This window comes from Arthrobacter glycogeni (assembly GCF_054511155.1).
This window is the reverse complement of sequence record NZ_JBTNDE010000003.1, coordinates 156,787-169,539: the sequence shown is the minus strand read 5'-3', so window position 1 is coordinate 169,539 and position 12,753 is coordinate 156,787. Positions and strand designations below refer to the sequence as shown.

Below are 12,753 nucleotides of genomic sequence, written 5' to 3'. Positions count from 1 at the left end.
CCTAGGAAGACCGACGGCGGGCGCCTTCGGGGGTCCGCCGTTTCGGTTAACTACCGGCCAGGATCGCTGCGGCGATGTCGTCGGCGTCGCGGAGCGTCCGCCCACCGGCGTCGACCGGTGAATGCGCCTGCGCGGCGATCGCTATCCCCCATTGGGTGGAAGCGAGTTGCAGGCCCAGCACATAGAGGCGGGGCTGGGGGCGGCCGGAGCCGTCGATGGCACGGTAGGGGGGATGCGTGACGTCCAGTCCGGCTGAGCTGACCGGCACGCCGTCGGCAGCCATCATCATTCTGGGGCGGACCAGCCCGTCGTCGAGCAGTTGCCTCAGCAGTGGGGATTTGGTGTTCACGGCCCGGTTGGGCGGCATCATCGCATCCACCAGGTGGCTGGCTGAGACCGCGGTGCTCTGCACCCACGGCGAGGATGCCTCAAACCGCTCGGTGTCCTCATCAACCACGAATGTGGGGTTAGGGCCCACGAACTGCACCACACCGGCGCGTGCCAGGGCAGCCAGCTGCGCGATCCTGATCGACGGCGGCCCGCTGGCCAACCCCTCCACCAGAGGCTCGAACCAGCCGCGAAGCTCCCTCATCCACGACTGATCGGTCAGCCCGCCGTCGGCCACCACCTGCTTGATCACGGTTCGGCCGGCGTTCATCGCACCAATCGCCATCTTCAGCGGGCTGTCCTCGCCCCGAGCGGACTCGGCGACATCCTCATCGAGATACTCCAGCACCGCGTCTTGATAGTCGAAGGCGGTGACGAACCGGCGGCCAGCAAATGGGTGGCCAAGTCCTTCAACATTGAGGTGAAGCTCTGCTGGCACCTCGGCGTTCAGCAGCGTCGCGAGCGCCGCCGCCCATTCCGGACCGCTGACGGCAATGGCCGTGTGGAGCCGACGGAGGAATCCGGCCGGGTCGGCCAGGATTCGTGCCCCCGACACCCTGGCCAGGGTGGTGTAATACGCGGTCATCACGTCACGGTGCAGGAGCGGCCAAATATCGTGGTCGAAGCCCGGCTGGATTCCCTGCTCGGCAAATGACTGCAGTGCCGGCAGCGTGCAGTAGCTCAAGGACACGCTTCGCGGCAGGTAACTGTCCAGCTGCGCTTTTGCCCGGTACGGCACGCCCCGCCGGGACGCCGCAACGATCCTGGGCTCCCGGCCGGACAGTTGATACGCCAGCCTCCCGTCGTCGTCGGGGACGAAGCGCCCTCCGCGGCCCTCGGTCAGCTGAATCATGACGTCGAAAAAGTTCAGGCCCAACCCCCGAATGAGGACCGGCTTCGTCGCCGGAAGCCTGTTCCAGTCGATGTCGGCGGGGACGGCCGGCGGCCAGTAGGCGAGACTGTACCGACCCGCACCGTCACGGAGTGCGACCTGTTCTGGGCTGAGCTGCGCCGGTACATGCCCCAGGGCCAGGACGACGGCGTCCACCGTAAGCTCTGAACCGTCGCCCAGGTTCAACCGGTAGTTCGGCTGCGCCGTCGTGAGCGCCAGCGCTTCGGTGGGATGGTGGGTAACGCTGACGTCGGCCGGGCAGCGGTCCATGAGTTGCTGGTAGGTCCATTCCAGGTACCTGCCATACAACACGCGGCTGGGAAAGTCTGAGCTGCCGAGCCGCTTCAGTTCATGGTGATCGGCGCTGGAAAGGGACGCGGCGGGCTGGTCAGTCATCGCGACCCGCCACTCATCGAACGAATGATCGACCACCGATGGAGCCAGTCCGTCGGCACTCGCCCCGACGGGGACCACCGTGGGGAAGAAAGACGGCGTGTTCATCAGGAAGAGCCTCGACTGGCCGGGTCGCCAGACGTGGCCAGGGCCGGGACGTTCAGGGTCAATCAGGTGGATGTGCAGGGGACGGCGCTGACCGGCCGGGGCTGCCACCCATTGGGAGATGAGCCGTTCCAGCACTGAGGTGCCGCGGGGGCCCGCACCCACTACAGCTACCCGTTGGTTACGACCCGTGTGCATCAGCTAAGGGTATCCGGTGGGTTGGTGCAGGAAGGAACCGGCCTGACCGTAGCCGAACCTTTAGGCTGGTTCGGAGGTCCCTGCGGCGCTCTGATCTTTGGTAGAAACTCGTGAGTACTTCACTGACGTCACGGCGATCGTGCTTTCACGTCGGTGATCCACGCTCCTGCAAGGCCACGGTAACGTCCCAGCAACAGCCTTGGAACTACGTTGGTGCCTCCAGTAGACCCAACATAATACGGGGATGGTTCTCATGCTTTCACGCGAGCAAGACAATGTTCAGTACTACCTGTCGTCGGGCAGCCTTCTGTACCAGGCGTTCCCGAGCCTGGAGGAAGCTCCACTGCGAGAGGGGCTCTTCGCGCTTGACAGTGCGGTCGCCAGCTTTGGCAGGGCCGAGATGGCCGTCTATAAGGCTGAGCGGAGCCGGGCGGCTCGCCAGCCTTAGAACGATGACGATATTGAGACCGCGCTGGCGACATTCCAGCGAGCCGGGCTTGAATACCTGGACGTGGCGAGTGGCGCAATCAGCGATTTTCGCCGCAATGTCGAGTCACTGGCAGAACGTGGACAGAAATACGACACCACGTTGTTGGAGCAACGCGCCACGGCCTTCGACGAAGGTATCCGACGGGAGCTTTCCAACCTTGAACTCAAACCCGAGGATATCGAACGGATCATTGTGCAACTCGACGAGGCTTTTGGGGGCGGCCAGGTCCGGAGACCCGCTTGCCCTCATCGACCACATAGCCGCGAAGCTCAAAGAGCTAGCCGGGGTGCGGGCCGGCAATGACCGGGGGATGGTTGACAATATTCCCTGGTGGAAGATCGTCGCAGTCGCCGTGTTCTTCGCCATCACCATTTGGGCGCTGTTCCGCTGTGTGTGGGGATGGTTCGGTCCTCGCTGTGGTCCCAACGAAGGACTGATCTACGTCCTCATAGCGAAAGCCGCTGCTCTTGGATTCAAGCTCTGCTGAACTATCTGGGCGCGCGAACTCTTTCGGGGCGCACGGCCACACGGTCAGACCACCACGGTGATTACTGCGGACTCGGCCTCGAATCCGATGTGCGCGGCGTCGGCGTCGGCGAGTGGTGCACATTCGACTGTGCGCGAGTTGCGGACACCGGTCATGGGACCGTTGTAGTTCCAGAAGTTCAGATCCTCGTTAGCGATCGTCACTGGCTGGTTCGGCAGCCCAGACGGGCGTGCCTAGGATGGAATTATGACCTCCATCACAGACCAGCACCACGGCGCGACCCCCGACGACGAGTTCCTCTGGCTTGAGGACATTTACAGCGATTCGTCCCTCGAGTGGGTTCGTGCCGAGAATGCCGTCACCGAGCGGCTGCTCATCACCGGCAAATTCAAGCACAGGGAGCGGGACGTTCTCGAGGTTCTCGATTCCACTGACCGCATCCCGATGGTTTCCAAACGGGGTGAGCACTTCTACAATTTCTGGCGCGATGAGGCTCATCCGAAGGGACTGTGGCGTCGGACCGGGTGGGACAGCTACAACTCGGCGCACACTGAGTGGGACGTACTGCTGGACCTTGATGGGCTCAGCTCTGACGAGGGGATCGAGTGGGTGTGGGGCGGGGCAATGTTCCTGCGTCCCACCGATGGCGAACCGTACACGCATGCCCTGATCGCGCTCTCCCCCGATGGTGGTGACGCCCGGCGGTTCCGGGAGTTCGACGTCGCCTCCCGGACCTTCGTTGCAGGCGGTTTCGACATTCCGGCCGCCAAGAGCCGGATCAGCTGGGCCGGGCCCGATGCCCTCCATGTGGCCACCGATTTCGGCCCGGGATCGATCACGTCCAGTTCCTACCCTCGGACGGTGCGCACAGTGCGCCGGGGAGAGTCGTCGTTGGCTGACGCCGAACTCTACTTCGAGATCCCCGACGATCACATGATGGCGGTGGTGATGCGGGACCAGACGCCCGGTTTCGAGCGGGACATCGCCGTCGATACCATCGACTTCTACTCCAGCCGCACGCACCTGCGCCGTGACAATGCGTGGGTCCAGCTGGACGTCCCCGACGACGTCAACGTCTCGATCCACCGGCAGTGGCTGACCCTGCGTCCGCGCACCGACTGGGCCGTGGACGGCACGGTGTTCACCGCCGGGTCGTTGCTCGGCATTGACCTTGACTCCTTCCTGGCGGGAAGCCGATCGCTGACCACGCTGTTCCGCCCCGATACGCGAACCTCGCTGCAGTCCTGGAGTTGGACGAGGGATTACCTGCTGATCAACCTCCTTAACGATGTGTCCTCCGAGATCCGGGTTCTGGAACCGTCCAGGCAGTGGCGGGTGGAGACGCTCGACGCCTGCCCGCCGCTGCACTCGGTCGACGCGTTTGCCGTGGACGATGAGGACGACGACGCCGCGAACGACTACTGGCTCCTGGCCAGCGGGTTCCTGACCCCGACGACCCTGCTGCGCGGGACCGTGGGCGGGACGCACACCCAGGTGAAAGCGTCGCCGTCGTTCTTCAATGACGACCGGTTCACTGTTGAGCAGCACTTCGCAGTGTCCAAGGACGGGACGAGGGTCCCGTACTTCCAGGTCGCGGCGGCGGATCTGGCGCTCGACGGCGGGAATCCCACCCTGCTATCTGGCTACGGCGGGTTCGAGCACGCAATGACCCCCGCCTACTCGGGAGTCATCGGCCGGGGCTGGCTGGAGCGGACCACTGACGCCGGCAGGCACGGCGTGTACGTGCTGGCGAATATCAGGGGCGGCGGCGAGTACGGTCCAGCCTGGCACCGGGCAGCACTGCACGCCAACCGGCACCGTGCCTATGAGGACTTCGCGGCGATCGCCGCGGACCTGGTGACACGCGGGGTCACCCGGCCGGAGCTGCTCGGCTGCACCGGGCGCAGCAACGGCGGGCTGCTGGTGGGCAACATGCTCACCCACTACCCGCACCTGTTCGGCGCCATCTCCTGTGGTGTCCCGTTGCTCGACATGCGCCGGTACACCAAACTCTCGGCCGGCTACTCGTGGATCGCCGAGTACGGCGACCCCGACAAGCCTGAGGAGTGGGAGTACGTGCAGACCTTCTCGCCGTACCATCAGCTGCGTTCGGGGGTCGACTACCCCCGGACCCTGATCTGGACGGCAACCAGCGACGACCGGGTGGGTCCGGTGCAGGCCCGGAAGATGGCAGCCCGGATGAAGGCCCTCGGGATCGGCAATGTGTGGTTTCACGAGGCCCTGGAGGGCGGTCATGCGGGGGCATCCGACAACCGGCAGGCAGCGCGCATGCACGTCATGTCCCAGGAGTTTGTCTGGAAGGCGTTAACCGGCGGCCTGTGACCGCAGGTGGTTTTGCTCTTGCCCGCTCCTTACAGGTAGCCTTGGGTGGCTAGTAATAGCCGCTGGAGACGTGCCAGAGCGGCCGAATGGGCTTCACTGCTAATGAAGTGTGGGCCTAAAGCCTACCGGGGGTTCAAATCCCCCCGTCTCCGCGTTATTTACCAGACACCCCGGTTCTTGATCGAACCGGGGTGTCTGTTTTTGTCCGCGTTACCCTCACCCTGGCACAAGCGCTCAGGCTTTCAGGCCCAGCACAAACGGCAACACTTCCTGCGCTCCGCCGTCGCGCAACGCCTTGCCCGCCACCGTGATTGTCCACCGGCTGTCTGCGAGGTCATCGACCAGCAGCACCGGGCCGGGGTTGGCGGCGAACCATTCCCTTCCCTCGTCGGGCACTGCGAACCGGTCCCAGACGGCTGTGAGGCGAAACGCACTGTTGCCGCCCGGGGCTCCCGTCGGCCAGCCGTGCGGCGTCTGCAAAGCCCCGAGGTAGGGAATCCGGCCCACGCTGGCGAGCCCTTCGGCCAGTGACTGCACCAGCAGCGGCCGTCGTCGGGATGGCACGCTGACCACGGCTACTGGACGGGTGTCCCAGCCCCACTGCACCAGCACCGAGATGCACGCTTCGATCACCAACGGGCCGAGCGGCTGGTCCTCGGCCGTGTCAGCCAGCAGTTCCCTCAGCTGGTTACCCCAGCCGAGGTCGGTGAGCCTGGCCAGCGCACGGCCCGCCCCGTTCGCCTGGCTGGCCGGGATGCGCCCCTTGACGGGTACGCCAAGTTTGTCCATGCCGCTGGGCCATTGGCCCCGCGGGTCCAACTCCACGCCCACCTTGCTCAGGGCCTTCTGGGCGCTGTCGGAAGCGTCGTGGGCCACCTCATCCGAGTACCACTGGCCAGCGCAGTTATCGCATCGCCCGCAGGGCGCAGCGGTTGGGTCATCGAGTGCCGCGGCGAGGTACTCCATCCGGCACTGCGAGGTGTTCTCGTAGTCCAACATGGATTTCTGCTCAGCGATCCGGGCTTTGGCGATCCGCCCGTACCGTTCGCTGTCGTAAACCCAAGGGGCCCCGGTGGTTTCCCAACCGCCCTGCACCTTTCGCACGGCGCCGTCCACATCGAGGACCTTCAGCAGCAGCTCCAGCGGAGTTCGTTTAAGGTTGACCTGCGCCTCCAAAGCGGGCGTAGACAGGATCCCGCCGGAGCCGAGCGCTTCGAGGACCCGGGTCGCCCTCTCCTCCGAGGGCATGGACGACGTGGCAAAGTACTCCCAGATCTCCCGGTCCTCGGTCCCGGGAAGCAGCAGCACATCAGCATTGGGTGTGCCACGTCCTGCCCGACCGACCTGCTGGTAATAGGCCACCGGAGAGGACGGCGCGCCGAGGTGGACCACGAACCCCAGGTCCGGTTTGTCGAACCCCATGCCCAGCGCACTGGTGGCGACCAGCGCTTTGACCTCATTGTTCTTCAGCGCCGCTTCAGCCGATTCACGATCGGCGGGGTCGGTGCGCCCCGTGTAGGCAAGCACCCGGTGACCGTTGGCGCGCAACAGGTGTGCGGTGTCCTCGGCCGCCGCGACGGTCAGCGCGTAGATGATGCCGCTACCCGGCAGGTCGTCGATATGGGTCAGCAACCACGCCAGCCGCGAGCGCGGGCTGGGTAACCGCAGCACACCCAGCCGGAGGGAATCGCGTGCCAAGGTGCCACGCAGGGTGAACACCTCGGTGCCGTCGGTGCCCAACTGCTCTTCGACGTCGCTCACCACCCTGGAGTTGGCTGTCGCTGTGGTCGCGAGGACCGGCACGCCGGACGGTAGCTGGGTGATCAGGTCGCGGAGCCGCCGGTAGTCGGGGCGGAAGTCGTGGCCCCAGTCGGAGATGCAGTGGGCTTCATCGATCACCAGCAGGCCGGTCTGCCGGATCAGTTCGGGAAGGTGGCGTTCCCGGAACGCCGGGTTATTCAACCGCTCGGGGGAGACCAGCAATACATCCACCGAATTGTCGTCGAGTTTGGCGGTGATCTCCTGCCAGTCGGTCTGGTTGGCAGAGTTGATCGCTTCAGCGCGCACGCCGGCCCGGGCCGCCGCGGCGACCTGGTCCCGCATCAGGGCGAGCAGCGGGGACACGATCAGGGTGGGCCCGGCACCCCGGGACCGCAGCAGCAGGCTCGCGACGAAGTAGACGGCCGACTTCCCCCACCCGGTCCGCTGGACCACCAACGCCCGGCGACCGCCGTTCACCAGGGCCTCGATCGCCTCGAACTGGCCGTCGTGGAACGCGGCGTCGTCGCGGCCCACGAGGGTCCGCAAAATCTCCGCTGCCTGATCATGAAGTGTGGTGGTATCAACCATGAGCCCCAGTATTGCAGTCCACGCTGACAGTGGGGCGGCGAATCCGCCGATGTGGACAACCCTCCCATCCGCTCCTCCACACGCCTTGTCTGACCGGGGCCAGCGGCTAGACTCTCTCCGTGAGTAAATCCTTCGATCTTTCAGCGTCCTTCAAGGCCTACGATGTGCGCGGCATCGTCGGCGAAAGCATCACCCCGGAAATCGTCGAAGCGGTGGGCGCAGCCTTCGTCGACGTCCTCGGGCTGGCGGGGACAACAGTCCTGGTAGGCGGCGACATGCGTCCCTCCTCACCGGAATTCAGCAATGCCTTCGCCCAGGGCGCCACCCGCCGCGGTGCCGACGTCGTCCTCCTTGATCTCATCTCGACCGACGAGCTGTACTACGCGAGTGGTACCCTCGACGCGGCGGGGGTGACCTTCACCGCCAGCCACAATCCGGCCGAGTACAACGGGATGAAGATGTGCCGTCCCGGCGCTGTGCCCGTGTCATCGGAGACCGGACTGGTGGAAATCCAGACCCTCGCCGAGCAGTACCTGAATGAGGGATCCATTCCAGCGGGCGAGCGCACCGGAACCATCGGGGTCCGCGACGTGCTCCGTGGCTACGCCGAGTATCTACGCTCACTGGTGGAGCTGTCAGGGTCGCGTCCCCTCAAGGTGGTTGTCGACGCCGGCAATGGGATGGGTGGCCTCACCACTCCCGCGGTCCTGGGCGATTCGATGCTCCCCAAGCTTCCCCTGGACATCATCGAGCTGTACTTCGAGCTCGATGGGTCCTTCCCCAACCACCCCGCCAACCCGCTTGAGCCGGAAAACCTCAGGGACCTCCAGGCGGCTGTGGTCAGCAATCAGGCGGACATCGGGATTGCTTTCGACGGCGACGCCGACCGTTGTTTCGTGATCGACGAGCTCGGGAACCCCGTGTCGCCCAGCGCCGTCACCGGGATGGTTGCTCGCCGGGAAATAGCCCGGGCGCAGGCCGCCGGTGAGAACGCACCGGTCATCATTCATAACCTCATCACCTCGCGGGCCGTGCCCGAACTGGTGGAACGGTTAGGTGCGCGCCCCGTCCGCACCCGGGTGGGGCACTCGTTCATCAAGGCGGTGATGGCTAAGGAAGGCGCCGTCTTTGGCGGCGAGCACTCAGCCCACTACTACTTTAAGGATTTCTGGAACGCCGACACCGGCATGCTGGCTGCCATGCACGTGCTCGCCGCGCTGGGTGAGCAGGACGGGCCGCTGTCAGACCTGGGCCGCGACTACGAGCCGTACTTCGCGTCGGGTGAAATCAACTCGCGGTTGGACGACGTTCCTGCGGCCGTTGCCCGGGTCCGCGAGGAATTCGCCAACGACGGCGTCACTGTCGATGAACTCGACGGTCTCACCTTCACTGCTGACGACGGGTCATGGTGGTTCAACCTCCGCGCGTCGAACACCGAGCCTTATCTGCGCCTGAATGCTGAAGCAGTCGACCCCCAGATTCTCGGCACCCTGACCGACGAGGTCCTGGCGCAGGTCCGGCAGTAGGTCCTGGCGCAGGACCTCCAGGAGTTCCTGGCGCAGGACTGGCAGGGAGGATCGCCTAGTCGGGACGAGCCTGGGACACGGCGAGGCCGGGATGCACCGACCCGTCGATCCACCGGCGCACCACCTCGTTGAACAGGGCGGTGTCTTCGATATTCCACACGTGGTGCATCCCGGGAACAACCGCCGCCACACCATTGGGTACCGCGCGGGCAACCGCGGGCAGAGCACCCTTCACCGCACGGGGTTCCCTACTCCCTGCCAGCACAAGCAGCCGGCCCGGGTAGCCTGCCAACCCTGCAGGCAGCCCGCCGGCAAACACCTCGGCCATCATGCGACGGGCGTTGGCACTGTCCATGCTGAGGCCGTGCTCAACGAACAGGTGGTAGCTGTCTGGCGGCAGTCGGAAGGCCCGAGCCTGCAGATCCCAAAACCATGTGTAGTCCCAGCATCGAAGCTGTACCCAGGAAGCGGCGCCAATAACGCCGCCGATGCCGAGGGCGGGAGCGCCGCTCACTATCGAACTGGCCACCAACTGCGGGTGCCTGGCCAGCAGCCGTAGGGCGACCATCCCTCCCAAGGACAGCCCCACCAGGTGTACCGGCCCGTCGGCCTCGGCCAGGATCAGGTCGGCCACCCCGTCCGCTGTCTGGTCCAGGCTGATCCAGCGCTCGGTGGTGCGGGCGCCAAAGCCCGGCAGGTCGGGGGTAATGACCCGATAGTCCGGCAGAGCCTCGACCTGAGGCTGCCACATCCAGTTCGCTACGTTGCCCCCGTGCAGGAAGACGACGGATCCGGAAGAGACGCCTGTCCCGGGGTGCAGCACCGGGAATGAGGGAGTGTTCACGGTAGGTCCTTTTCGACCTCGTCAAGCCACCGCAGCTCGGCTTGTACATGGGTGATCCCATTCCCCAGCGTGGCGAACCTCAGGTACCGCTCACGGTCCTGAGCAGCGCCGCCGCCTGGAGGCACCGACTGGGCCACCAGCCCGGTCAGCAACTCTTCCGCGGCCAGCCTCCGCTCGGCAATCAGGGTGAGAACGTGGTGGCGTTCAAGAGTTCCGGCGAAGAAGATCCGTGCCAGGAAAGGATCCCGTTCGCGGTGCGGGTCCGGTGCGGAGACGAGCCATTCGGTGAGAGCGACCCTGCCGGCGTCGGTGATGTGGTGCTCTTGCCGGTCCGGCAGACCAACCTGACGGACCGTCACTACCTTGGCGAGCCCGTCAGCGACCAGCCGGCTGAGGGTGCGGTAGATCTGCGCTTTGTCCGCTGACCAGAAGTGATTGACGCTCGTATCGAAGCGCTTCTTGAGGTCGTACCCCGTCATTGGGGCGACAGCCAGCATTCCCAGAATTACGCAGGAAAGAATCATGCGAATAGTAGACCACACTCCTAGTAGATGTGTCTACTAGGAGTGTGGTCTACTATAAAGCTAGACGGCGAACCGCGCCTTGAGCCCCCGCAGCTGATCCTCAAGCTCGGCCGGGAGGGACTCCCCGAACTGTGAGTACCACGCGTCGATACCCTTCAGTTCGGCGGCCCACTCCTCGGGGTCGACCCGCACCGCAGCATTCACCTCTTCGGGTGTCATGTCCAGCCCGGTCAGATCGAGCGAATCCCCGGTCGGGACGAAGCCGATCGGCGTCTCCACGGCCTCGGCAGTACCCTCAAGCCGTTGGATAACCCACTTCATGACCCGCGAGTTCTCGCCGAAACCAGGCCAGGCGAACCCGCCGTCGGCGGTCCGACGGAACCAGTTCACCAGGAAAATCTTCGGCAAGCGTTCCTGATCTGCCTTGCTGCTCAGGGTGATCCAGTGGCGCAGGTAGTCGCCGGCGTCGTACCCAATAAACGGAAGCATGGCCATCGGATCGCGGCGCACCCGACCCACCTCGCCTGCGGCTGCTGCTGTCGTCTCGGAGGACAGGGTGGACCCCATGAAGATGCCGTTGACCCAATCGCGGGACTGGGTGACCAGGGGAACGGTGGTCTTCCGTCGACCGCCGAAGAGGATGGCCGAGATCTCGACACCGTCCGGGTTGTTGAATTCGTCGGCGAGCATGTCGATCTGGTCAATTGGGGTGCAGAACCGCGCGTTCGGGTGAGCTGCGGTCTTGTCCGACGACGGCGTCCACTCATTCCCCTGCCAATCGGTGAGGTGATCAGGCACCTCGGCGGTCATTCCCTCCCACCACACGCCGTCGTCGTCGGTCAGCGCGACGTTGGTGAAGATGGAATTGCCCTTCGCGATGGCGCGCATCGCGTTGGGGTTGGTGAGCCAGCCTGTGCCCGGCGCGACGCCGAACAGGCCGGCCTCAGGATTGATGGCGCGCAGCTCGCCCTCATCACCGACGCGCATCCAGGTGATGTCGTCGCCGAGCGTCTCGACCTTCCACCCCTCGATGGTCGGATCCAGCAGGGCGAGATTGGTCTTGCCGCAGGCGGACGGAAACGCCGCCGACACGTAGTAGGTCTTGTGCTCGGGCGAGGTGAGCTTGAGGATCAGCATGTGCTCCGCCAGCCAGCCCTCGTCGCGCGCCATTACCGAGGCGATCCGCAGCGCATAGCATTTCTTGCCCAGCAGTGCGTTGCCGCCGTACCCCGACCCGAAGGACCAGATGGAACGCTCTTCGGGGAAGTGCACAATCCACTTATCCGCGTTGCAAGGCCAGGGCACGTCATTATCACCCTCGGCAAGAGGAGCGCCCAGGGAGTGCAGTGCCGGCACGTACTCGGCGTTCAGTTCGGTCATCCGCGCCAGCACCTCGGTGCCGATGTTGGCCATGATGCGCATGGAGCTAACGACATACCCGCTGTCCGTGATTTCCACGCCAAATTTGGGATTGGCCGCATCCAGATGACCCATTACGAAGGGGATCACGTACATGGTGCGTCCGCGCATGGCTCCAGTGAAAAGGCCCCGCAGCTTCTCCTTCATCTGGTCGGGGTCCATCCAGTTGTTGGTGAACCCGGCATCGCGCTCGTTCCGCGAGCAGATGAAGGTCTGCTCCTCGACCCGGGCTACATCGGCTGGGTCGGAGAACGCGGCGAATGAGTTGGGGAACGTCTCGGGGTTGAGTCGCCGAAGCGTTCCCGCGTCAACCAGTTCGTCAGTCAACGCCTTGTTTTCAGCCTCGGATCCGTCGACCCAATACACCCGGTCCGGCTGAACCATGTCGGCAACTTCCTGAACCCAGGCGAGTAATCCTGCATGGGTGGTCGGTGCCGGAGTCTGTGACCCGCCGACTCGCACGACAGGCATGCCGCTCTGATCGGTTGCGTCAAGGTTCTTGTGATCAACCAGTTGGCGTACAGGATCGCCCATAACATGTCCCTTCGTTGGGTGGGTGGTGTAACGATGCTATGGTCCTTCTCACTCGCGGCCGGGGCACCACCACCCGGTCCAAGCTCGGGTTTATGGGGGTATTTCCCTAGAATCCACGGCGACCGAGCGCTGTCAAGGGGCTACAATGTGATTAAGGACACGTAGACCGGTCTAGTCTACGCCAGACGGTTCAGCGGTGCCGCAGCCAGCCGGGCAACTCGCTTCACCTCGAATTAGGCGTAAATCGGCAAGAGCGGTAAAG

The 12,753-nt window shown here is 64.7% G+C and carries 10 protein-coding genes and 1 tRNA gene; 5 read left to right on the top strand and 6 right to left on the bottom strand.

Annotated elements, in window-relative coordinates; all coding sequences use genetic code 11:
* Positions 1 to 46: 46 nt before the first annotated feature.
* Positions 47 to 1,975 (bottom strand): FAD/NAD(P)-binding protein, encoded by a 1,929-nt coding sequence (locus tag ACX80O_RS03490; protein ID WP_459332548.1) that lies wholly within the window; start codon positions 1,973 to 1,975, stop codon positions 47 to 49.
* Positions 1,976 to 2,219: 244 nt separating this feature from the next.
* On the opposite strand from ACX80O_RS03490, the gene ACX80O_RS03485 reads away from it, so the two are divergent.
* Positions 2,220 to 2,423 (top strand): hypothetical protein, encoded by a 204-nt coding sequence (locus ACX80O_RS03485; protein ID WP_459332547.1) that lies wholly within the window; start codon positions 2,220 to 2,222, stop codon positions 2,421 to 2,423.
* A 199-nt stretch (positions 2,424 to 2,622) separates the two neighbouring features.
* Positions 2,623 to 2,952, top strand: coding sequence for a hypothetical protein (locus tag ACX80O_RS03480; protein ID WP_459332546.1), 330 nt, complete (start codon positions 2,623 to 2,625; stop codon positions 2,950 to 2,952).
* A 44-nt stretch (positions 2,953 to 2,996) separates the two neighbouring features.
* Here ACX80O_RS03480 and ACX80O_RS03475 read toward each other — a convergent pair whose 3' ends face one another.
* The gene (locus ACX80O_RS03475; protein ID WP_459305794.1) at positions 2,997 to 3,155 is read right to left on the bottom strand and encodes a hypothetical protein; all 159 of its coding nucleotides are present in this window, start codon (positions 3,153 to 3,155) and stop codon (positions 2,997 to 2,999) included.
* A 43-nt stretch (positions 3,156 to 3,198) separates the two neighbouring features.
* Here ACX80O_RS03475 and ACX80O_RS03470 point away from each other — a divergent pair, with 43 nt between their 5' ends.
* Positions 3,199 to 5,295, top strand: coding sequence for a prolyl oligopeptidase family serine peptidase (locus tag ACX80O_RS03470; RefSeq protein ID WP_459332545.1), 2,097 nt, complete (start codon positions 3,199 to 3,201; stop codon positions 5,293 to 5,295).
* A 64-nt stretch (positions 5,296 to 5,359) separates the two neighbouring features.
* Positions 5,360 to 5,447: transfer RNA gene (locus ACX80O_RS03465), tRNA-Ser, on the top strand.
* Between the two features lie 82 nt (positions 5,448 to 5,529).
* Here the strand turns inward: ACX80O_RS03465 and ACX80O_RS03460 are convergent.
* On the bottom strand, positions 5,530 to 7,644 hold the full coding sequence (locus tag ACX80O_RS03460) for a RecQ family ATP-dependent DNA helicase (RefSeq protein WP_459332544.1): 2,115 nt from the start codon (positions 7,642 to 7,644) through the stop codon (positions 5,530 to 5,532).
* A gap of 119 nt (positions 7,645 to 7,763) precedes the next feature.
* Between ACX80O_RS03460 and ACX80O_RS03455 the strand changes: the two genes are divergently transcribed.
* Entirely contained in the window at positions 7,764 to 9,170 is a 1,407-nt protein-coding gene (locus ACX80O_RS03455; protein WP_459332543.1) for a phosphomannomutase/phosphoglucomutase, read from the top strand.
* A gap of 55 nt (positions 9,171 to 9,225) precedes the next feature.
* Here ACX80O_RS03455 and ACX80O_RS03450 read toward each other — a convergent pair whose 3' ends face one another.
* The 3 genes from ACX80O_RS03450 to ACX80O_RS03440 are packed head-to-tail and all read right to left on the bottom strand — an operon-like array spanning position 9,226 to position 12,428.
* Positions 9,226 to 10,014 (bottom strand): alpha/beta fold hydrolase, encoded by a 789-nt coding sequence (locus tag ACX80O_RS03450; RefSeq protein WP_459332542.1) that lies wholly within the window; start codon positions 10,012 to 10,014, stop codon positions 9,226 to 9,228.
* Positions 10,011 to 10,538 carry a PadR family transcriptional regulator gene (locus tag ACX80O_RS03445; protein ID WP_459332541.1) on the bottom strand — a complete coding sequence of 176 codons (528 nt, stop codon included), beginning with the start codon at positions 10,536 to 10,538 and terminating at the stop codon, positions 10,011 to 10,013. Before ACX80O_RS03445 ends, ACX80O_RS03450 begins: the two co-directional genes overlap by 4 nt.
* Before the next feature lie 60 nt (positions 10,539 to 10,598).
* Positions 10,599 to 12,428 (bottom strand): phosphoenolpyruvate carboxykinase (GTP), encoded by a 1,830-nt coding sequence (locus ACX80O_RS03440; protein WP_459332578.1) that lies wholly within the window; start codon positions 12,426 to 12,428, stop codon positions 10,599 to 10,601.
* Positions 12,429 to 12,753 lie beyond the last annotated feature (325 nt).